The organism is Paenibacillus kribbensis (assembly GCF_002240415.1).
Lineage (GTDB): Bacteria > Bacillota > Bacilli > Paenibacillales > Paenibacillaceae > Paenibacillus > Paenibacillus kribbensis.
In genome coordinates, this window is record NZ_CP020028.1 from 1,450,963 (window position 1) to 1,474,963 (window position 24,001).

A 24,001-nucleotide genomic window follows, 5' to 3' on the forward strand; every position below is an offset into this window, starting at 1 on the left:
TACAGAGGGGACGGCGATAACCAGGGTGGTACCGCGATACAATCGTCCCTGATCCGTTCAGGGGCGTTTTTCTGTTTTTTATGGCCTGTGCCAAGAACAAGTGACACCATAACTAGGAGGCTACTTATATGAAAGCTAGTGAAATCCGCTCCAAATGGCTGGAGTTTTTTGAAAGCAAGGGACATGTGATTGAACCAAGCGCACCGCTTGTTCCTCATAAAGATCCTTCCCTGCTGTGGATTAATGCGGGCATGGCGCCGCTCAAGCCTTATTTTGACGGACGTGTGAAGCCTGAAAATCCACGTATCGCCAATTCACAAAAATGCATTCGTACGAATGACATTGAAAATGTCGGCAAAACGCGCCGTCACCACACTTTTTTCGAAATGCTCGGCAACTTTTCCATTGGCGACTATTTTAAAGAAGAGGCCATTACATGGGCATGGGAGTTTCTGACTGATCCGAAATGGATTGGCTTTGATCCGGAGCGTCTGGCTGTTACCGTGTATCCTGAAGATGAAGAAGCGTACAAGCTGTGGAACGAAAAAATCGGTCTGCCTGCTGAGCGAATTATCAAATTGGAAGACAACTTCTGGGACATCGGTGAAGGCCCTTGCGGACCTTGTACGGAAATCTTTTATGATCGCGGCGAAGCCTACGGCAGCGACATGACGGACCCTGAAATGTATCCAGGCGGAGAGAACGAGCGATACCTGGAAGTATGGAATCTCGTATTCTCACAATTCAACCATAACAAAGACGGCAGCTATACGCCGCTTCCAAACAAAAATATTGATACAGGAGCCGGCTTGGAGCGTTTTGCATCCATTTTGCAAAATGTGGATTCCAATTTTGACACAGATATTTTCCAGCCGCTCATTCAGAAAACAGCTGCAATGGCAGGAGTCAAATATAACGAAAATGTGGACAGCGACGTGGCTCTCAAAGTCATTGCCGACCATGTTCGTACCGTAGCTTTTGCGATTGGCGATGGCGTACTGCCTTCCAATGAGGGACGGGGCTATGTTATTCGCCGCTTGCTGCGCCGGGCTGTGCGTTACGGAAAAATGCTCGGTATGAACCGTCCGTTTATGTTTGAACTGGTGGAAACGGTTGGGAATATCATGGGTGTGTACTACCCTGAAGTGGTGAACAAGCGTGATTTCATCGTCAAGGTGATCAAAACAGAAGAGGAACGCTTCCACGAAACACTGACAGACGGATTGGCTATTTTGGCTGACATCAGCGCTCAGGCGAAGGCGGAAGGCCGCGATATGATTAGCGGAACAGACGCATTCAAACTGTACGATACGTACGGGTTCCCATTTGACCTCACCGAGGATTATGCGGATGAGCAGGGCTTGAAAGTCGACCGTGAGGGCTTCGATGAAGCGATGCAGGAGCAACGCAAACGCGCGCGTGACGCTCATCAGGACAATGCCAGCATGAAGATTCAGGGCGGAGCTTTGTCCGACTTGGCGGTTAAAAGTGAATTTGTTGGATATAATGACCTCGTAACTGAGTCAAAAATTGTGGCGATTGTATATGAGGATGTGCTGGTGGACAGTGTTAGTGAAGGACAAACTTGCCAGGTCGTGCTGGATGTGACTCCTTTTTATGCCGAAAGCGGCGGACAAGTCAGTGACCATGGCTTGCTGCGTGGAGGTACGGTGACTGCGAAGGTCGAAGGACTGTTCAAGGCACCACAAGGCCAGCATGTGCATCAGGTCGTTGTAGAGGCCGGTGAGCTGAACGTTGGCGATACGGTGAAAGCAGAAGTAGACCAAGCCTCGCGTGGAGAAATTGAGAAAAACCATACGGCTACACATTTGCTGCACAAAGCGCTTAAAGAAGTACTGGGTGACCATGTCAATCAGGCAGGTTCTTTGGTAGAGCCTGGACGACTGCGTTTTGACTTCTCCCATTTCGGAAGCATTACAGCGGAAGAGCTGGCGGATATTGAGTTGCGGGTAAACCGTGCGATCTGGAGCCAGCTGGATGTGAATATTGAACTGAAACCGATTGATGAAGCCAAGGCACTGGGAGCGATGGCGCTGTTCGGTGAAAAATACGGAGATATCGTAAGAGTCGTTAAAATAGGCGATTACAGCATCGAGCTGTGCGGTGGCTGTCATGTCAGCAATACCTCGCAAATCGGACTGTTCAAGCTTGTCAGCGAGAGCGGTATCGGATCAGGTGTCCGTCGTATTGAAGCAGTAACCGGGCGTGTTGGCTTTGAATATATGGAAGGACAATTGGAGCTGTTGAAGGTATCGGCCGGGCTGGTTAAATCCAAGCTGTCCGAGGTGCCGAAGCGCATCGAGTCCCTGCAGCAGCACATTAAAGACCTTAGTCGTGAAAATGAATCGCTGCAAAGCAAGCTGAGCGCTATTGAGGCAGGTCAACTGACGGATCAGGTGGTGCAAGTCGGTGGAGTACAACTGCTCGCTGCACGCGTACAGGCTTCCAGTATGGACGCTTTGCGTGCCATTGCCGATGAGTTGAAAGGGAAGCTTCCGGCTGCTGTGCTGGTGCTCGGCGCTGCGATGGACGACAAAGTCAATTTTGTCGTAGCTGTACCTGCAGAGCATACGAAGGCAGGACTTCATGCAGGCAAGCTCGTGAAGGAAATTGCTGCCGTATGCGGCGGCGGCGGCGGCGGACGTCCTGATATGGCACAAGCTGGAGGCAAGGATGCCAGCAAGCTGGACGAAGCGCTTCAACGTGCCCATGAACTGGTGGCGGCAGCTTCTCAAGGATAAAGTTCGATCATTTTTGCGGATTTTTGGAAAAAAAACGGGCTAAGACATTTCCTTGAAAGGCTCTGCTTATGGTATGATGTATAAGAATAAGCTGGCATAAACATGTACACATGTTTTGTGGAAGCGAGGTGTCAACAATGGATTCCATGGACAAAACGGTCAAATTTAATGTCAAGGCGGATGAGAAGGAAGCTTCTGCTCAGGAAATTTTGTTGACCGTATATGATGCTTTGGTAGAAAAGGAATACAATCCAATCAATCAGATTGTCGGGTATTTGTTATCAGGTGATCCTGCTTATGTGCCGCGGCATAATAATGCCAGAAGCCTGGTACGCAAAAAAGAACGCGATGAATTGATTGAAGAGCTGGTTCGTTTCTATCTGGCGAAGCACCGTTAGGAGACAGGCATGAAAGTAATGGGATTGGATTACGGGGACCGCCGAATTGGGGTCGCCGTAAGTGATGCCTTCGGCTGGACCGCCCAAGGATTGGAAGTCATAGAACGACGTGGTGACGACAGTGAGTTCGGTAAAATTGCAGATTTAATCCGTGACCATGAAATCGGTGAGGTGGTTGTAGGCTTGCCGAAAAATATGAACGGAACCGTGGGTCCACGCGGTGAGATTTGCATTGAGTTTGCGAACCGGCTTAAGGAGTTGCTGGGATTACCCGTTCACCTTTGGGATGAACGGCTGACGACGCGTTCGGCAGAGCGTGCGCTTCTGGAAGCCGACGTCAGCCGAAAAAAACGCAAGCAGGTGGTAGATAAGCTGGCAGCAAGCCTGATCTTGCAAAACTATTTGGACGCACACAGTACAAGGTGAGGGGGATATCGTAATGGCTGAAAATCAAGTGGGTATGGAAGAAGAGCCGGAAATTATTTATATTGCCGATGACGAGGGCAACGAAGAAGAGTTCGAGGTCATTATGAAGTTTGAGGTAGACGGTTCCGAAGCGAAGTACATGATGGTTGCGCCAGTGGACCCTGAAGCTGATGAGTCCGATGTTTACGCCTTCCGTTATGAGGAAGAAGGCGATGATATTAAATTGTATGTGATCCAAGACGATGCCGAGTGGGAAATCGTTGAAGAGACCTTTAATACATTTGTGGAAGAAGAGGACGAGGAAGACGGGAAATGACGAACTATTCACGTGAAGACCTAAGCTGGACCTCTGATTTAAAGGAAGCATTCGACGGCGATGTAGAGTTGCAGGATGAACAGGGTCATGCGGTACGCATGGAGCTGGAAGCAGAGTTCAAGGTAGGTAATCAACGGTACGCTGTATTACGTCGACCTGGGGCTGCTGCAGGCGAGCATGAGCTATATCATGTGAGCTCATCCACAGACGGCGAAGTCTCCATTACCACCATCGAAGATGATGATGAATGGGAAGATATTTCCGAGCTGTACGATGAATGTACGCTGCCGGAGCTGTAAGGCTGGATAACGAGGAGATCAAACCTGAAAGGGCGGACCTGTCCGCCCTTTTTGGCTGTGAAGGAGTGTGAGTGGATGTGAAGCGAAGGACGAGGATGACCACGCTGTTTTTGCTGCTTGTTATCATAGCAGGAGGAGCAGCTTTCTATATTTGGAGTGCTATGCAGCCTGTTCAGCCGAAAACGCAGCCTGTTGCATTTACGGTAGTGAAGGGAACAGGGACCTCAGCTATTGCAGATACACTGGAACAAAAGGGACTTATACGTAATGCGCTTGTGTTTAAGGCTTATGTAAAATTCAAACAGCAAGGAAATGCACTCCAGGCCGGGAATTATGAGGCGCAGCCTGGCATAACCTTTGATCAACTGATTGCCAAGCTATCGGCAGGGGACGTTGTCAAAGAGGAAATGATTCGTTTTACAATACCGGAAGGTTATACGATCAGACAGATGGCTGATAAGCTGCAAAAAGAAGGACTGGCGGACCGGCAGCAATTTTTGCAGTTGGCCAACGAGCCGTCCGCTTTTGATGTCTCGCTGGTGCGGGATATTCCGAAGCAGGCAGGGCTTCGCTATGCGCTGGAAGGCTATCTCTTCCCTGAAACCTATGAGCTGAAAAAAGGCAGCACAACCAAGGATATTGTTCAGGCGATGCTGGAGCAGACGCAAAAACGTCTGAATACCATACCTGACCTGGATGCTAACCTAAAGCAGCGGGGCGAAACGCTGCATCAGCTGCTGAGTGTTGCTTCTTTGGTGGAGCGCGAGGTGGTAGTGGATGATGAACGGCCTATAGTGGCTGGAGTCATTTATAACCGACTCAAGCAGGACAAGAAGCTGGAAATTGACGCCACCGTTCAATATATGCTGGATAAGCAGAAGGAACGGCTGTATTATAAGGATTTGGCTGTAGAAAGTCCTTATAATACGTATTTGCATCCGGGACTTCCGCCAGGACCAATTGCCAGTCCGAGTTTGAAATCAGTAGTGGCGGCCTTGCAGCCGGCAGCTACGGATTATTTATTTTATGTGACCAAAAAAGACGGAACACATGAACATTTGTTTGCCGCCACATATAAAGAACATTTGCATAACATTCAGGTAAGTAACCGTAAGACAAAATAGGAGGTGAGCCTATGGCTTACAAACCCGAACTGCTGGTAACCGCCAGCTCTCCGGAGGATGCCCGCCAAATGCTGAAGGCCGGAGCGAATGCATTGCTAATTGGAGATGACCGCTTTGGCATGCGGCTACCGGGACATTTTACACCGAATCAAATCCGTGAGGTTGTAGAAGAAGCACGGAAGCATACGGCACAGGTATACGTATCTATGACAAATTTGATGACGAACGAGCTGTTGCCGCTCATTCCCGAATATGTGCAGACACTTGCTGGGTGCGGTATAGATGCCATTGAGTTTAATGATCCGTCGGTACTCATGGCGGTGAAAGAGTATGCCCCCCATCTGAAGCTGTTTTGGAACGGAGAAATGATTTCCACCAACTTCGCAACCGCCAACTATTGGGGCGAGAAGGGAGCCTCACGCGTTATTTTGGCCCGTGAGCTCAGTATGGACGAAATTACGGAAATGATTCCGAAGCTGAACATGGAGGCACAGGTTCAGGTACATGGCATGACTAATATTTATCATTCCAAGCGCAAGCTTGTACAAAGCTACATGCTGCATCAAGGACGCCCGGTAGAAGGCGATCTCGGCAGGGAGCGCGGCTTGTTCCTGATTGAAGCCGAACGGAAGGAAGAGAAATTCCCCATTTATGAGGATATGAACGGGACGCATATTATGAGTTCGGATGATTTCTGTATCATGGAGGACCTGCATTTTCTGATGGAGGCAGGCGTTCACAGCTTTAAAATCGAAGGGCTGTTAAAACCTACGGCTTACAATGCAGCGGTTGTTCGTGCTTATCGTAAAGCCATTGACACCTATACAGCTGATCCGGAAGCTTATGCATATGATGAAAGCTGGCTGGATGAGGTTCGCCGGCTTCAAGACCCTGAACGGGAGCTATCCTTCGGATTTTTCTATAAAGAGCAGGTTTATTAATATTACATGAACACACAAGGGGGGAACGTCATGGGAACGTTGACCAAAACAAGAAAATATAATGGCAAGCGGAATCGTCTGGATAAGCCGGAGCTGCTCGCTCCTGCCGGAAATCTGGAAAAGCTGAAGTTTGCGGTTCACTATGGCGCGGATGCTGTATATATTGGTGGACAGAAATACGGTCTGCGTTCTAACGCCGACAATTTCAGTTTTGAGGAAATGCGGGAAGGTGTAGAATTTGCCAACAAGTACGGTGCCAAGGTGCTTGTGGCGACGAATATCTATGCCCACAATGAAGATATTGCCGGGATCGAGGAATATCTGCGCAATCTGTACGAGGTAGGCATTCATGCTGTAATTGTTGCTGATCCGGCCATTGTATCTGTGGCATTGCGTGCTGTTCCGGGATTGGAAGTGCATTTGAGCACACAGCAGTCCACACTGAACTGGCAAGCGGTAAAGTTCTGGAAGGACGAGGGATTGCCACGTGTTGTTTTGGGACGTGAGACCAGCCTGGAGGAAATTGAGGAAATTAAAAAGCATGTGGATATTGAGATCGAAGCTTTTGTCCATGGTGCGATGTGTTCTTCATTCTCCGGTCGCTGTGTGCTGTCCAATCACTTTACAGATCGAGATTCCAACCGTGGGGGATGCTGTCAGTCCTGCCGCTGGAAATACGACCTGTTCGAGGATGCCCGCCCGGGCGAGGTGTGGATATCTGAGGAAGAGGCGCAGGATAACAATGTGCTGAAACAGTTTCAGCTTGGCGTTAACCAGCTTCCGCTGTTTGAAGAAGGCGATAACGCTTTTTCAATGGGTTCCAAGGACCTGTGCATGATTGAAAATATTCCCGATCTGATTGATGTCGGTGTAGACAGCTTTAAAGTGGAAGGACGCATGAAGTCCATTCACTATGTGGCTACGGTCGTGAATGTCTATCGTCAAGCGATTGATTCCTATATGGCTGATCCTGAAAATTATGTGCTCAAGCCAGAATGGATTGAAGAGATTAACAAGGCAGCCAATCGTCCGCTGAATACAGGCTTTTTCTACGATACACCGGATCATGAGGATCATATTTATGAGCCGGAGGAGAAGGCAGTACCTTACGATTTTGCCGGATTGGTCATGGATTATGATGCTGCTAGCGGCATCGCAACGATTCAGCAGCGCAATCATTTTAAACCGGGTCATGAAATTGAATTTTTTGGTCCGAACGGAACATTCTTTAAACAAAAGGTCGGAACGATCTGGGATGAGGAAGGCAATGAGCTGGATGCTGCACGTCACCCGCTTCAACGGATTAAAATGAAGGTAGATCAACCTGTATCGTATTTTGATATGATGCGTAAAAAGAAGTGAATAGGCCCTAAGTCGCGGGTGAAAAGATTCAAAAGTCTCTCCTATCGGTTGGAGAGGCTTTTTTTTGAATACCTTTCTAGGAAAAAAGTTTCACAAAATTTAGTCATTCCACAAAGGAAAGCTACATTCCGCGTCGAATAGTTCCGATAGATGTTATATAGATAACAGATACATAGTGGATGACGTGGATCAGGAAACTAATTATATGGCGGCAGGTGAGAGGAATGGGTTTTCGGAAAAAAGAAGGGAAGACTTCAAAAAGGCAACCGAAGAAAATAGAACTCATGAAAGGCATGAAGGGCATCACAGCGAATAAAGGAGAACAGACAGCTAGGATATCCTCGAAAGTTATTCCCTGGGTAGCCAAAGCCACCCGTAAGAGCGCATATAATTTAAAGCGTTTACTTAAGCCGGAAAAGTACAGTAAGGATTTCATGCATTTGGTCAAAAACTATAATCCGATCCGTTCGGTTGGAATGAAGTTGTTCCTGATCTTTTTTGCGGCAATTATGTTATTTGTGGTCAGCTTGGGGATGATCTCTTACTACAGGGCAAAAAGTACGATTGAGCAAAATGCGGCTACCGCTTATCAGCAAACCGTTCAGCAAACCTCGGAAAAGCTTGATATTATTTTAGAACGCTTTCAAGATACCTCGACACAGGTATTTTTTGATACGGAATTAAGTGATCAGCTGCAAAAGGCGGCAAAGCAAGAAAAGAACTCTTTTGAATCTTTTGTTGCTATGGGTGAAGTAAACAAGAAGTTAACGAATCTTGCTTTTACGAATAAAGCGGTTGATTCATTGTACTTGTACCCGGAGGAAGCCAGTTTGGCGGCGATGGGCACAGGAACACAAAAGGATGTACGGCAGGAAGCGTGGTTTAAGGATATTCTGAAAAACAAGGGAATTGTTTGGTTGCCTACGCAGGTGAATGACAATGGAAGCAAGACCTTTCGTCTGGCACGCTCCATGAACAGTATGTCCGGACTCGGAGGGACCTACGTTCTGGTTATGGATTTAAAGTCCAGTGTGGTGGAGGACGAGTTGAAAAGTGTTAATTTGGGCGCGGGCAGTATGATTAGCCTTGTGACCGACAAGGGCGAATTTGTAGGCTCCAACATAGATAGCTTGTCAGGAGGAAAGAAAAAGCTGGATTACGTTTCCAAGCTTGAAGGGATCGAAGGAACTCAATTTATGGAGCAGGAAGCAAATGGGGAAGAACAAAATGTGCTAACGGTTCATAATACGCTGGGAACCTCCAAGTGGATTCTCGTGGGTGTAGTACCTGTATCAGAGCTGGTTAGAGACGCTAGGGGGATTTTAACGACGACCTGGATATTTGCTGCGGTGGCTGCACTCATTGCATTGTTCATTGGCCTGTGGATCGTACGCCTCGTAGCGCGTCCGTTGACCCATCTGAAAAATTTAATGGTCGAAGGTGCCAAAGGGAACCTGCAAATCCGAACGAACTACAAGGCTCAGGATGAAATTGGCCAGTTGTCTGTCAGCTTTGACATGATGATGGAGCAAATTACATTGCTGGTAGAGCAGACGAACGCGTCGGCTCAGGAGGTTCTGGATACAGCGACGGAACTGAGTGATGCCTCGAAGAAGACGGCTATTTCAGCCAAGGAAATTGCAGCCGCAACTGAGGAAATCGCTCATGGCTCCACCAGTTTGGCAACCGAGGCTGAACGTGGCAGCGGACTAACCGGGAATATATCTCAGCAAATGGATGTGGTGATGGCTTCTAATCATGAAATGAGCTTGGCCGCACGGGAGGTTGAACAATCCAGTGAAAAAGGGACGATTCAGCTGAAAAACCTGTTAAGCAAGACGCGGGTTACAGAAGAAACTACGCATGCTCTGGTAGGCAAGGTAGATGAGCTGAAGCAGACCACTTCCGATGTCTTTAAGGTGCTGGACGTATTACAGGATATTGCCAAGCAAACGAATATTCTATCGCTGAATGCGACGATTGAAGCGGCACGGGCGGGAACCGCCGGACGCGGCTTTATGGTGGTGGCGAATGAGGTTCGGCAGCTGGCTGAGCAATCACGTCAAGCCATTCAAACGGCCTCAGGAATTATTAACAACATCATCAATGAGATGAATGAAACGGTGCAGGCATTATCCGAGGTGTATCCACTGTTCCGTGAGCAGATGGGAGCCGTGCAGGTGACGACGGACATTTTCCAATCGGTGCAGCAGCAAATGGGAGAATTTGCGCTTCGATTGGGAACGGTCACCTCATCCATTCAGGAATTGAGTGAATCGCAGACAACTTTATCTGAGGCAATGACCAATGTAAGTGCAGTAGCTGAGCAATCCTCGGCCACTTCGCAGGAAGTCGCTTCCCTGAGCAATGAGCAGGCAAATATCGGTAATCAACTGGTAGGCTTGTCTGATAAGCTGGAAGGCGTATCCGTGAAGTTGAAGGAGCAGCTTTCGCGGTTTACGGTGTAAATGCAACAAAATGATGTATTGCTTATTTTATGATAATGGCAGGAAACCCATTTCCGTGTTCAAAAGCGGATTGGGTTTTCTTTTTTAGCTACAGGACATACTACTGGAAAAAGATGAAAGAAGGATGCGTGTGCCGAGGCGTGGCAACAGCTTCATGCGAAAACGTCGAATTGCATATATGGCCCTGGGGATGACGGTGCTGCTGCTAATTTTACTATTCCGACTGGCTTGGATTCAGGGGACGGCGGGGATACATATGTCTGCTTACGGGGGACGTTCGCTGAAGGAAATGTCTGTGCGTCAGCGTCAGGAGGGAATTGCTATTGACTCTGGGCGTGGACAGCTCACGGATCGATATGGACAGCCATTGACGGGTGGTGTCGTATGGGTACCGGTGCTTTTTCCCGACGTTGACGGCAAAGCGGCTCTACATGGCGAAGAGCTCGCCAGGCTGCTGCGGACGAACAAGAAGCTGCTGCTGACACAGTGGAAAGGTCTGCAATCACCGCTAATATGGCGGGATGGGCGCGGAGAGCCCGTACAAATTAAGCCGAATGAAGCGAGCAAGCTGCTGAAGCTAGCCCCTTCACTCATCGAGTTTGTTCCGTATGCGAAACGCTACACGGATCTCCCCACTGGCAGGCAATGGCTTGGCTTTTTGTATGAGCGTGGCGACCGAGTGGGTGAACTACCGATCGGCGCAGCCGGGCTGGAAAGAACGCTGGAGCCGTTGCTGAGTGGCGTGGGTAAAACATTCGTCTCCCGGTTTGTGGATGCGCAGCGTCGTCCGCTGACTCATGTATCGCTGCGGGTCAGTGCTCCAGCCAATGCTCACTATCCGCTACAGGTGCAGACCACCATTGATCTTTCCTTACAGGAGCAGCTTGAAAAGCTGACGGAAGCCAATCACCTGGCAGAAGGTGCAGTGGTTGTACTTGATGCCGGTAATGCAGATGTGCTGGCGATGGTGTCTCGTCCTTTTTATAATCCCGTTCGTGTCAATCCGCAGCAGACAACAGACTGGTCGAATCGCGCGCTCAAGGCGGTAACCCCCGGTTCCATTTTTAAACTGGTTACGGCTGCGGCTGCACTTGAATCAGGTGTTGTTCAACCGAAGGAGCAGTTCCATTGTCATGGAACCTATGGCAAGTACGGTTTGACTTGCTGGAAAAAAGAAGGACACGGCACCCTGAACCTGGAAGAGGGGCTTGCCGTATCCTGTAATATCGTGTTCGCTCATCTTGGCGAACGGCTTAAGCCTGAGCAAATTCAGGCTACGGCCTCTGCGCTGGGGTTGATCCGAACCGTGGGCTGGCAGGAGCGAAATCTTGCAGGGCTGCCGCAATTCAGACCGCTGGATCACGAGGAAAAGGGAGCCGTATTCGGCTCCCATACGAATGCGGCGGATCGGGGCGTACGTGTACAGACAGCGATCGGTCAGCGCGACGTGCTGGTCACGCCCCTCCAAGCCGCCAATCTCATCGTCACCTTGCTGCACGACGGCCAGGTTCATGCTCCACGCCTTGTGAATCGCATCAGCTACGCAGATGGAGGCACCATGCTAGAGCTACCTGCTCATGCTTCACCAGCACCCCAGGGAAGCCACCCGATTCATGCCTCCACGGCCCGCACGCTTCGCGAGGCGATGGAGAAAGTCGTGGTCCACGGTACAGGCGTATCCTTGCGTGATAAATCATGGCATCTGGCTGGAAAATCGGGTACAGCCCAAGCCTTAAAGGACGGCCGTCCCGTAAATCACCAATGGTTTATCGGTTATGGTCCGGTAGAGCGACCTCGTTATGCTGTTGCCGTCCTGGTGCAAAATGCTCCAACGCACTCTGCCAATCGAGCTACTGCACTGTTCGGACAGGTGATGGATCTGCTGGCTCAATTCTCTTCAGCTCCACGAGCAGTCTCACGGTTCTCCTCCTGAATTTTGACAATAAACGGGAGCTCATCAAATTCTTCTGTCGGAAACCGAATCCATTGTTGCAGATAGCCTTGCTGCCACAATTCCTTGAGTAAAATAATCAGAATCGGAGACAAAATCAATCCGGCCAATCCGAAAATGGATAACGATATAATGGCAAAGGAAAGCATCAGATAGGCAGATGAGACACCGATAGAATTTCCAGTGATTTTAGGCTCTGCCAGTTGGCGGACGATCACCGCGACAGCCATGACAATAAGCAGCCCGATAGCCAAGCCGGTATTCCCTGTAATGAACAAATACACTGCCCACGGAATAAAAATAACAGGCACACCCAGCAAGGGGAGAATATCAAACAACGCCGCCACAAGTGCCAATGACAGGGCATTATCCACTTGCAAAATGAGTAAACCTATAAATACAAGGATAAAGGTAATCCCTACCAGTAAGGCTTGAGCCTTCAGAAAGGCGGAGATCGCTTTAAGCACGTGGTTTTTTAGAAAAAGGTAAGCCGTTTTTAGTGTCTTGGGAGTTTTACTACGGGCAATTCCCTTCCAGAGATTAATTTCCATACTTAAAAAGAACGCTAAAATGATTGCAACGGCAAAATTGCCCATAAAAACAGTGAAGGAGCTGAGAAATTGTATGAAAAAGGATAATCCGAGCTGTGCCCATTTGGTAGCAATCGTGGTCGCAGTCGCAAAATATTCATTCACACGTTCGGTAACACCTGAAGGTAAAGCAGCAATTTTATCTTGAGAAAGATGAAGAAATCGCGTGAATTCCGTTTGGATAATCTGGGTATAATGTGGGAGGTTTTGCGCGACTTTCGTAAATTGCGTAACCAGAATCAAACCCAATCCGAAAAAAATAGCGAGTAAAAGGATGATGAACAGCAACACGGAGAGCGCGGAGGCGAAGGGCTTCTTCATCCCTTTGCGATGGAAATAACGGGCTGCAGGTTCAATGCACCAGAACACGACGAACGATAGGAATACTGGTGCCGCCAGCTGATACAGTTTGCTGGATACAAACATAATTAAATACACAGTTAATACAATCAGACCGATATCAAAAACGGTACGCCAATATTTTTTGTACAATGGAAGCATATGTATACAACGACTCCTTTAAGATTTTTATTTATTGTACACTAAAATTGGACTTCAATGCTGATCATGCAATAGCAAAATGTCCGCATGCTTACGCTTTATGATAATATATAAGTAAGTGAATTTTCCTCAGGAATCCAGCTTGCGAGTACAGAATAGAAAAGTGGGGATAAAACGTGCAGACTTTGCTGTTATGGATGTTTTACATTTCAACTTTTTATGCTTTTATTCCGGCGCTAGTCAGTCGTATTTTTGGGTTCAGAGTGTTTCGACGTGGCAAAAGCGAGCAGGAATTTGCGCTCACCTTTGATGATGGTCCTGATCCGGTGTATACACCGCAGTTGCTGGATTTATTGAAGCGTTTTGATGCCAAGGCTACTTTTTTTGTCGTTGGCATCAATGCGGAAAAGCATCCCGAGCTTCTAAAACGCATGCATGATGAAGGTCATTTGATCGGGATTCATAATTATGTGCACAAATCGAATTGGCTGATGCGGCCAGTTACTGTCAGAAGGCAGATTGCCCAAACAGAAGAAGTCATTCGCCGGGTAACCGGAAAGGGAACGACCTTCTACCGTCCGCCATGGGGAATTGTGAACTTCTTTGATATTTCTAAAACAAATGGTCGTCGAATTGTATTATGGTCCTCCATGTTCGGGGATTGGAAGGCGAGCATTGGAGCAAAACAGTTGGCGGAGCGGATGCTCAAAAAGCTGAGGGGTGGCGAGGTGATGCTGCTCCATGACTGTGGCACGACATTGGGAGCAGACGAAGAGGCCCCTCAGAATATGCTAATCGCGCTGGAGAAGCTTCTGATGGTCGCCCAAGAACGGCAATTGCGCAGCGTACGGGTGGATACATTGTTTGGTCAGCCTGTCCTTATTTCAGCTGCCAGTGAGATGGCCGGTACGGGGTGGTTTAAAAAAACGCTGGTATTTGGATGGCTGCTCTACGAGCGCCTATTCCACACTTTATTCCGGCTTCGTCCCGTAAGCAAGGAGGATACGATTTTTTATTATCGTCGTCGTACCTATCGTGGACCGAATGTAAACATGGAGAACGGTAGGTGGCTAAAAAAGGGAGACCCGATCGTCGAGCTTCATTTTGATAATAAAATGTTGTTTCATTTAGGCTCGACAGCAAAGTCTATGGTGCATTTGGCTATTCAATTGATCCGAATCGTGAAGCGGCAGCTTCCTGATCTTGCCCATCAGCTTGTACATGATTCTGGAATGAATGGTGTAAAGGCTGTCTATGCAGTAAGTATGATTAACCGCGGACCAGAGAAGCTGGGATTTCAAATTCAAGAGCTGCCCAAAGGACTGTTCAAGGGAGCGTCGACCATATATTTAAAGCTGTTATTTAGTGTCATCCATCCTTCGGGCCTCGAGCAGTTGAACGAAAAAAAAGAAGTGATGGTCCCAAAACTGATCGTGATGCCAATTGATACTTTGTTTGCCCGTTTCCACCAAAGGGAGGCATATCAGGCAGATTCGGCCCTTGGTCAAACCAATCAACTGGGAGCTGCGCATGTGCTCCACGGTGAAGTGAATGATGAGGTTAGCTCCATTTAAATAGCAATTAGAGCCTCACAAGCAGCGAACACAGGATCAAAGCGGTTAACCTAATATGAAAAAGCCTCTCACCCCCTGTTATCAGGGAGCGGGAGGCTTTTTAGCTGTTCATAAAGCATATCTTAGTCACGCATTAGATTTTCATAATTCCGCCGTTGCTTGCGTTCGTTACCAGCTTGGAATAACGTGCCAGGTAACCAGTCTTCACCTTCGGCTCAAAACCTTTCCAGTTGGCGCGGCGACGTTCAAATTCTTCGTCCGAAATCTGCAGCTCGATCTTACGGTTGTTCAGATCCAGCTCAATAATATCGCCGTCTTCAACAAAAGCGATAGGACCGCCCTCAGCGGCTTCAGGAGAAATGTGGCCAATGGAGATACCACGAGATGCACCAGAGAAGCGTCCGTCTGTAATCAGACCCACCTTGGCACCAAGCCCCATGCCCACGATTTGCGAGGTTGGAGCCAGCATTTCAGGCATACCCGGTCCGCCCTTAGGACCTTCATAACGGATAACAACAACGTGTCCTTCCTTGATTTTCCCGTTGGCGATGCCAGCCAGTGCATCTTCCTGTGAATCAAAGCAGATGGCAGGACCTTTGTGATACCCCTTAACAGAAGGATCAACTGCACCGACTTTAATAATGGAGCCCTGTGGTGCCAGATTGCCGAATAGTACAGCCAGTCCGCCGCGTTCGGAATAAGGGTTGTCCAGCTTGTGGATGACATTTGTGTCGAGAATTTCCTGTCCTTCTACGTTTTCACGAATAGTTTTTCCGGTTACCGTAATACAGTCGCCATGCAGTGCGCCTGGTTTCTTCAACAGTTCATTCAGCACTGCGCTTACGCCGCCTGCATTGTGAACATCCTCAATGTGATAGTCGGAAGCAGGTGCCAATTTGGACAAATGAGGTACGCGGTTGGCGACTTCATTAATACGTTCAATAGGGTAATCCACTTCAGCTTCATGAGCCAATGCCAAAGTATGCAATACCGTATTGGTGGAACCGCCCATTGCCATGTCCAACGCAAATGCATTATCAATGGCTTCTTTAGTTACGATATCACGTGGCTTAAGATCCAGCTTGATCAATTCCATCAATTGGTGTGCAGATTGTTTGACGAATTCTTTACGCTCTTCTGCCACTGCGAGAATGGTACCGTTACCTGGCATAGCCAGACCCAGCGCTTCAGCGAGACAGTTCATGGAATTGGCTGTGAACATTCCTGAGCAGGAGCCACAGGTTGGACAGCCGTATTGTTCCAATTCAAGCAAGCTTTGGTCGTCAATCTTACCCGCCTGGAATGCACCTACACCCTCGAAGACAGAGGTCAGGGAGATAGAGCGTCCATTTTTGTCCTTACCAGCTTTCATAGGGCCGCCGCTGACGAAAATAGTCGGAATGTTAACACGCAATGCACCCATCATCATGCCGGGGGTAATTTTATCACAGTTAGGAATACACACCATGCCGTCAAACCAGTGAGCGGAAACGACGGTTTCCAGAGAGTCGGCGATAATTTCGCGGCTTGGCAGAGAATAACGCATACCAATATGTCCCATGGCAATGCCGTCATCTACACCGATGGTGTTAAATTCGAAAGGTACACCGCCTGCGTCACGAATGGCCTGTTTGACAATTTTGCCGAATTCCTGCAAATGAACGTGACCCGGTACAATGTCAATATACGAGTTGCATACCGCAATAAACGGTTTGTCAAAATCTTCTTCCTTAACGCCCGCTGCGCGCAGCAAGCTGCGGTGAGGAGCGCGGTCAAAGCCTTTTTTAATCATATCGGAACGCATTTTCGTCTTTGCTGTCATGATGCTGGTTTCCCCCCAAAGTATAAAAATGATATGGCGCTGAATAGACGCCGTTAAGAGCGCAGATGTTTTCTAAAGAGTCTATCATAGATGTGAGCATTTTTCTACATATATGAGGATTTCGAGAAATGACAAAAAGTGAATGTGAAAAAGCCCACACCGCTATAAAACGGGTGAGCTCCAGCTAAATAAAATTATGCAGATCGTCTAAAAGGATAAGGAGTTGGTTTAAGCATCCAATCTACTTGTGGCTCAACCAGAGGCCGTGTTGCCATCCGAACCCAGGGCATAGTCAACAAGCAGCACAGACCTGCTGCACACACTACGATTAAAATAATCTCCACCGGTGTATCTATATATTCGTAGACTCCCTTCGCAACAACGGTACGGACGATCAGGCCATGGAGCAAGAAGACGTATAATGTCCGCCGACCCATCTCGGTGATACGTCCTGTGATTGCTGGAACTAAGCCTAAAAACGCCATGGAGGCTATGAATTGAACGCCATACATGCCGATACGGTAAATCCCTGCGTACCATTCGGTATGGCCCAGCTCACCATAAGTCATGCTGCCATACAGCCAGCCTGCAGGGATGCCGAAATACGACGTTCCCGCCAACACCATGAGCAGAAGGGACAAAGCACCAGCGATGATTCGAACTGGAGCTGTAAAGAAGCGGTGAACGTCCGCATAATTCAAATGATATCCTGCTATAAAGTAAGGTAAATAAACAAAGGTTCTGCATACGCTTAGCCATATGCCCTCCACAGGGAGATATCCAACAAGGATGCCCAGTAGCACGGATATGCCCAATTGCAAGACGGGCGGCACTCCCCGCAAAGCGAGCATCAACAGTCTCCAACAGATATGGCTGGCAAGGAACCAGAGCAGCAGGTAAGGTGCGAAAAAAGAATGATGGATACGTGGAACGTGAAAGAGTGCAACATCCAATACAGAATAGAGCGATTGGAAAATAAGATATTGCATACCAATCTGTAGAAGAACTTTACGGCCTGCTGGTCCCGTCAGGGAGGACTTGGCAAAATAGCCTGTAACGAGCACAAACAACGGCATATGGAACATAAATATCCAGCTGAACCATTGCTGGGCGATATGAAATGAATTAGCTAGCGGCTCCAGAGCGTTCCCCGCAAATACACATATGATCAACATAAATCGCAAATTGAGAAAGAAGCTTTCCCCCTGTACATCATGGCTTGTCGTCATGTGTTTCCCTCCGAGCGGCAGTCAGCCGTGTCAACTATTTAAAAAATAATTCTTTACAAGGAACAAGGTACGACACTCTGGACTCTATCATTGTGATTTAATTCACAATAGTAAGCGCTATCATGTCCTTATTATGTGGCGAAAGCTTGAACAGCGGATAAAGATAGGCCAATACTAGGAAATATTTGCTGATTTGACCCTGAATGTACAACGGTGTTACCCTAACATGGCTATAGTTACACTGGTGAATACTTGCTACACATTGCATATTCAAAGTTATTCAAAAGCTGAAACACGAGGCAGGCAAGGTGAAAGGAACATTTAAAATGAGAAGAAGTACAAGAAGATCATACCATTCATATGGGACACGTGGTCCCCGGAAAATATGGAAAATCCTCCTTGGCATCCTGATTATCATTGTGCTGATCGCAGGCTGGGGAGCATGGAAGGTGTTCACACCTTATCAGCCTGATGAGAAGGCTGTAGCTGCATTAGCAGAAGCCGATGATGCTGTAAGGGTAAATGAACAAGAGCATTGGGTTGGTTTTGAGCCCGCCAAAAGAAGCGGTGCCGGAGTCATTTTGTACCCGGGAGCGCTGGTGAAGCCCGAAAGTTACGCGCCATTGGCACGCCGTCTGGCGGAAAAGGGCCATCATGTGATCATTGCAAAAATGCCGTTGAATTTGCCGCTGGCTTCCCCCGATTTAGCGGGTGAAGTGCTTAAGGCTTATCCGAAAGAAGCATTTGTCATTGGAGGCCATTCGTTGGGTGGTGTGATGGCGGCCCGCTATGCTGCTGCACACGCCGATCAAGTCAAGGGCGTATTTTTCCTCGCCTCCTACCCGGATAGCAAAGGCAATTTAAAGGATAAGAATCTGCCGGTCATTTCTCTCCTGGGAAGTGATGACGGAGTTATCGATATGGATCAGGTTCAGAGTGGCAGAGCCTATTTGCCAGCCAATACGTTATATTTTACAGTTGAGGGAGGCAATCATGCCCAGTTTGGCAGCTATGGAGCTCAAAAAGGTGATAAAGCGGCAACAATTAGTGCCATTGAGCAATGGAATCAGACGGTATCGGCTTTACAGGACTGGATGAAAGAGAGTGTGGTGGACGGGGCTCCTAAAAACCAGTAAAGGAGGCATACTGCATGTCTGAGCTGATCGTACAGGGGGAGCGGTATTCGTGCCGTGGCATTTTGTTGGATAAGGATGGCACGCTGCTGGATTTTATTCAGTTGTGGGGCCCTTGGGCTCGTTCTATACTGGATATGATGGAGCAGCACCTTGCCTTGTCAGGTACCGGTTTTACAGTGGCAAAAGATAGCGTTCTGGGCACGATTCATGACCGGGAGGGGCGCGTGATCGGCTATGATCCTTCCGGTCCGCTGGCTATGGGAACGGTGGATGAAAGTACGGGCGTACTCGCTTGGCAGCTGTATGCTGCTGGCGTGCCGTGGAATGAGGCTGTGCGGCTTGTCCGTGATTTTAATAAAACAGCGATGGCTGATATTCGAAGACAGCGGGCAGCGAAGGTGTTTCCGGGGTTGCGGACGTTGCTGGAGCAAAGCCGCCGTGCCGGGGTGAAGCTGGCGGTTGTAACCTCTGACAGTACAGAGGCCGCACAGGAGCATTTGGAATGGATGGGGCTGACCTCCTATTTTGACGAGGTCATTGGACACGATAGGGTTACATACGGCAAGCCTGACCCGGAAATGGCTGAAAAAGCCTGCGCTTTACTGGGACTACCACCATCGGATGTAGTTGTCATCGGAGACAGCAACGGGGATATGCAGATGGGCAAGCGTGCCGGAGTACGGCTGGCTATTGGATTTGCGCCGGAGCCCGAACGTTCGGCTCATTTGCTGGATGCGGACATGGTTATCCGCGCATATGAAGAACTGGAGGTGCGTGAAACATGGACAAAGTAAAAATGTTGGCTGAATGGATACAGGACGCGCAAAATATCGTTTTCTTCGGCGGAGCCGGGACATCGACGGAAAGCGGTATTCCGGATTTTCGTTCGGCGGCCGGCTTGTATCAGAGTGAGGAAAAACTGCCTTATTCCCCGGAGGTTATGCTGAGCCGTTCTTTTTTTGTCAAGCACCCTGAAGTGTTCTTCGGCTTCTATCGCAGCAAAATGCTGCATCCCGATGCGGAGCCGAACGGCTGCCATCGTTTTCTTGCGTCCTTGGAACACCAAGGCCGACTTAAAGCGGTGGTGACACAAAATATTGACGGATTGCATCAGGCCGCAGGCAGTGTCAATGTACTCGAACTTCACGGTTCGGTGCATCGCAATCATTGCATGAAGTGCGGGCGCTTTTACAGTCTGAATGAGGTAATGAGCAGCTCTGAGGTCGTACCCAAATGTCCGGTGGACGGGGGAATGATCAAACCGGATGTTGTTTTATATGAGGAGGAACTGAATCAGGATACCATTGTTCGATCCGTTCAGGCCATTTCGCAGGCCGATCTGCTGTTAATTGGGGGAACGTCGTTGACCGTGCATCCTGCGGCAGGTCTGATCACTTATTTCCACGGTAAGCATACGGTTCTGCTCAATACCGACCCCACCTCCTATGATCACAAGGCCGATCTGCTTATCACTAACCCGATTGGACAGGTTATGGCACAACTCGCTGATCAGTTAGGGTTGTAATCGTTTTCTTGTCAACGGTCGCATAAAAGCGCTATAGTATTGTTGTACCGGACATAAGAATGTTTCGAGAGAGGCAGGGATAGCATGGTTTATTTGGCTGACGATAATCGTTATGAAAGCATGAAATATAACCGCACAGGGAGATCAGGCCTCAAATTGCCCGCCATTTCGTTGGGCTTGTGGCACAATTTTGGCGGAATCAACAACGCGGAAAATGGCCGCAACATGATCACCCGATCCTTTGATTTGGGAATTACGCATTTTGACCTCGCCAATAACTACGGCCCTCCAGCAGGATCAGCAGAGGAATTTTTTGGACAAGTATTAGCTAGTGATCTGAAACCCTATCGGGATGAGATGGTCATTTCAACCAAAGCAGGCTACTATATGTGGCCGGGGCCTTATGGGGATTGGGGTTCACGCAAGTATCTGATTTCTAGTCTGGATCAGAGCCTGAAGCGGCTGGGGCTGGACTATGTCGACATCTTCTACTCTCACCGCTTTGATCCTGATACACCTCTTGAAGAAACGATGCAGGCGCTCGATCATATCGTGCGTTCCGGCAAAGCACTGTATGTAGGTGTATCTAATTACAGCGCGGAGCAAACGGCAGAAGCCGCTCGTATTTTGAAGGAGCTGGGAACACCGCTTCTGATTCATCAGCCGAAATATTCTCTGCTCGACCGCTGGATTGAAAACGGATTACAGGACGTACTGGACGAAAACGGGATAGGCAGCATTGCCTTCTGCCCGCTGGCTCAGGGATTGCTGACCAATAAATATTTGAACGGCATTCCAGAAGATTCACGTGCGGCGAGTACGTCAGTCTTCTTGAATGAGAGCCATGTGACGCCTGAAACACTTCGCAAGGTACGTGCTCTCAATCAAATGGCAGCTGCGCGCGGACAAAGTTTGGCTCAATTCTCGTTGGCCTGGGCTCTGCGCGGTGAACGACTGACCTCCGTCCTGATCGGGGCCAGCCGTGCCAGCCAAATAGAGGAAAATGTTGCCACCTTGTCCAATCTGGACTTTTCACAGGAAGAACTGGATCGGATTGATTCCATTCTGCATGCGGGGAACACCCAGGATTAGGATAGAGGCACAGCCTAAAGGCCAATCGATATTTCGCAATAATCGATATCATTCATTCTGGCATAAATACTATACACGTAACAGCCCGCATCGTTGAAGGATGCGGGCTGTTTGTCATATTGTAAACCATGCTGAATCTATCCTCCGTGATCTTGGCTGCAAAAAGATCGATTGTCGGGCTGAGTGTGTGCAGACTTATGCAGCCTGTAAAGCCTATCCCTAAGGCTGAGGATATTGCTTAACCTTGTTTCGATACTCAGTGGGTGATTGACCGCAGAAACGCTTGAATTGACGCGAAAAATACAAAGCGTCCGTTAGCCCAACCGAGGCGGCTACCTGCTCCACGGACAGCTCGGGACGCTCACGCAGCAGTTGACGTGATTTGTCGATTCGCAGCTTGAGCAGATAAGTCACGGGGGAGACGCCCGTCTCCTTCTTGAATATCCGTGACAAATACGCACGGTTATACCCAAGTCCTTCAGACATTTGCTCAATGGAAACGGGATGTGCATACTGAGTAGACATATACTGAACCATCTGTTTGACGGTGCGTCGAATTTGCGAATCTGCTCCCGACGGATCAGACCAGTCACTCAGATGATTACCTGCTTCTCCCATGATCAGATACAAATAGCCGAGTGCTGAAAGATGAGAGCTGGATTTTCTGCTGTAGAAGGCCAATTGCATTTGCTCCAGATAACCGGGAATGGGATTGTGATCGGAGGCATGGAAGACAGGCTGATGAACGCGCAATCCTGCTTCCTGTACCACCTGCTCGGTGAGGTATCCAGTAAATGCTGACCAACGATAGCGCCACGGTTCTTCTTCATCCGAGGTATAGCTCACAAGCTGACCAGGGTGGATCAGAAAAAAATCGTTTTTTTCAAGCCGATATGTGTGCTGTTCCGTTCGGAAAATCCCTTTTCCCGATTCTACGAAATGAAGCAGATAGTAATCATAGAGCTTGGGCCCGACGGCATGACCGGATTTGGTTTGGCTCTCCCCTGCAAAGAGCACATGCAGCGGGCTATTTTCGTAAAGCACCGGATTAGAGGCGACAGCATAACTATATGAATGCGCTTGCAAAATAGGGTCATCCTTCCTACATTGTGAATAGTTTAGCGAATGCGGTATACTTACATTGTACATGTCCAAGTCACATTTATCCATAGCTTCAACACATGGATGCATTACACTGTGTGGCGCTTTCATTTATACTGAATTCATAAGAGATGTCAACCTGATTATGATTTTTACAGGGAAGTCAGGGGGACCTTTACTAACGTGAATGAGGTGGATGTGGATATGAACTCTGCTGAATTAAAGAAACATTTTATTGAAAAATATGGTGAAAGCAGTCGTGAGCTGCGGATATTTCACGCACCTGGGCGGGTCAATCTGATTGGAGAGCATATCGACTATAATGGTGGCTATGTACTCCCGGCTGCGCTGGAATTCGGAACGACACTGATCCTTCGTGCGCGCAATGATGATGAGATTCATTTTGCTTCGACAAACCTTTCGTATGAAGGTTCTATTCCACGTGGAGAGATAGGTAAAAACAAAACCGATGAGTGGGTGGACTATCCGGTGGGTGTGCTGGTGGAGTTGGCTAAAAAGGAAGTTTATCCGACTAGTGGATACGACCTGCTCTATCATGGAGAAATACCGAATGGTGCTGGATTATCCTCCTCTGCCTCGATTGAGGTTGTAACGGGATATGCGTTCCTCACGATCGAAAAACAAGCAACAGATACCGTCGAAATTGCTTTGTTGTCCCAGCGGGCAGAAAACAATTACGTTGGTGTCAACTGCGGTATTATGGACCAGTTCGCTGTCGCGAACGGAGCGGCTGATCATGCCATTCTACTGATGTGCGATACGCTGGAGTACCGTAAGGTGCCCTTCCGCACCGGTGCCTATAAGCTGGTGATCGGCAACACGAACAAGCGTCGCGGTTTGGTGGATTCAGCTTATAACGAGCGCCGCAGCCAATGTGCCGAAGCGCTGTCTATTTTACAGCAGCAGGAGCCGACATTGGAATACCTCGCTCAGCTGGATGAGGCCCGTTTTGGCGAGCTTCAGCATCACATAGCGGATGAAACAGTGCGCCGCCGGGCACAGCATGTGGTAGAGGAAAACGCGCGTGTGCTGGCCTCTGTCGATGCGCTTGCGGCCCATGATCTCGCAGCTTTTGGACAGTTGATGAACGCCTCGCATGATTCATTGCGCGATTTGTATGAGGTCAGCTGTACGGAGCTGGATGTCATGGTTGAGGAAGCACGACGCATTTCAGGTACACTGGGTGCGCGTATGACAGGTGCTGGATTTGGAGGTTGTACGGTTTCACTGGTTCACGAAGATGATGTGGAACGTTTTGTACAGGAAGTCGGCGAAGCTTATCAGACCCGGACGGGGCTGGAGGCCAGCTTTTATGTATGTAAGGCGGGAGACGGAGTTAAAGAACTGAAGGAGGACGAATAAC

20 protein-coding genes are annotated in these 24,001 nt (G+C 48.6%); 16 read left to right on the forward strand and 4 right to left on the reverse strand.

Annotated features, from left to right (window positions below; all coding sequences use genetic code 11):
* Positions 1-128 precede the first annotated feature (128 nt).
* From alaS to B4V02_RS06580, 10 genes are all read left to right on the forward strand, one after another.
* Entirely contained in the window at positions 129-2,762 is a 2,634-nt protein-coding gene (gene alaS / locus B4V02_RS06535) for an alanine--tRNA ligase (RefSeq protein ID WP_094154176.1), read from the forward strand.
* Between the two features lie 137 nt (positions 2,763-2,899).
* Positions 2,900-3,160, forward strand: a complete 261-nt coding sequence (locus tag B4V02_RS06540; protein WP_007431624.1) for an IreB family regulatory phosphoprotein — start codon at positions 2,900-2,902, stop codon at positions 3,158-3,160.
* Positions 3,161-3,169: 9 nt separating this feature from the next.
* Complete coding sequence (ruvX, locus tag B4V02_RS06545; protein WP_043891218.1) at positions 3,170-3,586, forward strand: Holliday junction resolvase RuvX; 417 nt, start codon at positions 3,170-3,172, stop codon at positions 3,584-3,586.
* A gap of 13 nt (positions 3,587-3,599) precedes the next feature.
* Complete coding sequence (locus B4V02_RS06550) at positions 3,600-3,902, forward strand: DUF1292 domain-containing protein (protein WP_007431622.1); 303 nt, start codon at positions 3,600-3,602, stop codon at positions 3,900-3,902.
* Positions 3,899-4,201 carry a DUF1292 domain-containing protein gene (locus B4V02_RS06555; protein WP_007431621.1) on the forward strand — a complete coding sequence of 101 codons (303 nt, stop codon included), beginning with the start codon at positions 3,899-3,901 and terminating at the stop codon, positions 4,199-4,201. Before B4V02_RS06550 ends, B4V02_RS06555 begins: the two co-directional genes overlap by 4 nt.
* Positions 4,202-4,296: 95 nt before the next feature.
* Complete coding sequence (mltG, locus tag B4V02_RS06560; RefSeq protein ID WP_094154177.1) at positions 4,297-5,325, forward strand: endolytic transglycosylase MltG; 1,029 nt, start codon at positions 4,297-4,299, stop codon at positions 5,323-5,325.
* 11 nt (positions 5,326-5,336) lie between these two features.
* Entirely contained in the window at positions 5,337-6,266 is a 930-nt protein-coding gene (locus B4V02_RS06565; protein WP_094154178.1) for a peptidase U32 family protein, read from the forward strand.
* A 30-nt stretch (positions 6,267-6,296) separates the two neighbouring features.
* Complete coding sequence (locus tag B4V02_RS06570) at positions 6,297-7,628, forward strand: peptidase U32 family protein (protein WP_094154179.1); 1,332 nt, start codon at positions 6,297-6,299, stop codon at positions 7,626-7,628.
* A gap of 224 nt (positions 7,629-7,852) precedes the next feature.
* Positions 7,853-10,096: a methyl-accepting chemotaxis protein gene (locus tag B4V02_RS06575; protein ID WP_094154180.1), complete on the forward strand. Its 2,244-nt coding sequence runs from the start codon at positions 7,853-7,855 to the stop codon at positions 10,094-10,096.
* Positions 10,097-10,220: 124 nt separating this feature from the next.
* The gene (locus tag B4V02_RS06580; RefSeq protein ID WP_208618706.1) at positions 10,221-12,029 is read left to right on the forward strand and encodes a peptidoglycan D,D-transpeptidase FtsI family protein; all 1,809 of its coding nucleotides are present in this window, start codon (positions 10,221-10,223) and stop codon (positions 12,027-12,029) included.
* On the opposite strand, the gene B4V02_RS06585 is transcribed toward B4V02_RS06580, so the two are convergent.
* The gene (locus tag B4V02_RS06585; RefSeq protein WP_094154181.1) at positions 11,984-13,138 is read right to left on the reverse strand and encodes an AI-2E family transporter; all 1,155 of its coding nucleotides are present in this window, start codon (positions 13,136-13,138) and stop codon (positions 11,984-11,986) included. The two genes, B4V02_RS06580 and B4V02_RS06585, sit on opposite strands and share 46 nt — an antisense overlap.
* Before the next feature lie 176 nt (positions 13,139-13,314).
* Between B4V02_RS06585 and B4V02_RS06590 the strand changes: the two genes are divergently transcribed.
* On the forward strand, positions 13,315-14,712 hold the full coding sequence (locus B4V02_RS06590; RefSeq protein ID WP_094154182.1) for a polysaccharide deacetylase family protein: 1,398 nt from the start codon (positions 13,315-13,317) through the stop codon (positions 14,710-14,712).
* A 133-nt stretch (positions 14,713-14,845) separates the two neighbouring features.
* Here the strand turns inward: B4V02_RS06590 and ilvD are convergent, their stop codons facing one another.
* The gene (ilvD, locus tag B4V02_RS06595; RefSeq protein ID WP_208618707.1) at positions 14,846-16,534 is read right to left on the reverse strand and encodes a dihydroxy-acid dehydratase; all 1,689 of its coding nucleotides are present in this window, start codon (positions 16,532-16,534) and stop codon (positions 14,846-14,848) included.
* A 194-nt stretch (positions 16,535-16,728) separates the two neighbouring features.
* A complete protein-coding gene (locus B4V02_RS06600) occupies positions 16,729-17,763 on the reverse strand; it encodes an acyltransferase family protein (RefSeq protein WP_094154183.1) in 1,035 nt (344 codons plus the stop codon).
* Between the two features lie 326 nt (positions 17,764-18,089).
* Between B4V02_RS06600 and B4V02_RS06605 the strand changes: the two genes are divergently transcribed.
* The 4 genes from B4V02_RS06605 to mgrA all read left to right on the forward strand — a co-directional run bounded on the left by B4V02_RS06605 (position 18,090) and on the right by mgrA (position 21,516).
* Complete coding sequence (locus B4V02_RS06605; RefSeq protein WP_094154184.1) at positions 18,090-18,899, forward strand: alpha/beta fold hydrolase; 810 nt, start codon at positions 18,090-18,092, stop codon at positions 18,897-18,899.
* 14 nt (positions 18,900-18,913) lie between these two features.
* Entirely contained in the window at positions 18,914-19,693 is a 780-nt protein-coding gene (locus B4V02_RS06610; RefSeq protein ID WP_094154185.1) for an HAD family hydrolase, read from the forward strand.
* The gene (locus tag B4V02_RS06615; RefSeq protein ID WP_094154186.1) at positions 19,681-20,424 is read left to right on the forward strand and encodes an NAD-dependent protein deacylase; all 744 of its coding nucleotides are present in this window, start codon (positions 19,681-19,683) and stop codon (positions 20,422-20,424) included. The genes B4V02_RS06610 and B4V02_RS06615 overlap by 13 nt, the downstream gene beginning before the upstream one ends.
* Before the next feature lie 84 nt (positions 20,425-20,508).
* On the forward strand, positions 20,509-21,516 hold the full coding sequence (mgrA, locus tag B4V02_RS06620; RefSeq protein WP_094154187.1) for an L-glyceraldehyde 3-phosphate reductase: 1,008 nt from the start codon (positions 20,509-20,511) through the stop codon (positions 21,514-21,516).
* 219 nt (positions 21,517-21,735) lie between these two features.
* Here the strand turns inward: mgrA and B4V02_RS06625 are convergent, their stop codons facing one another.
* Entirely contained in the window at positions 21,736-22,602 is an 867-nt protein-coding gene (locus B4V02_RS06625) for an AraC family transcriptional regulator (RefSeq protein WP_094154188.1), read from the reverse strand.
* 219 nt (positions 22,603-22,821) lie between these two features.
* Here B4V02_RS06625 and B4V02_RS06630 point away from each other — a divergent pair, with 219 nt between their 5' ends.
* Positions 22,822-24,000, forward strand: coding sequence for a galactokinase (locus tag B4V02_RS06630; protein WP_094156955.1), 1,179 nt, complete (start codon positions 22,822-22,824; stop codon positions 23,998-24,000).
* The last annotated feature ends 1 nt before the right edge of the window (position 24,001 follow it).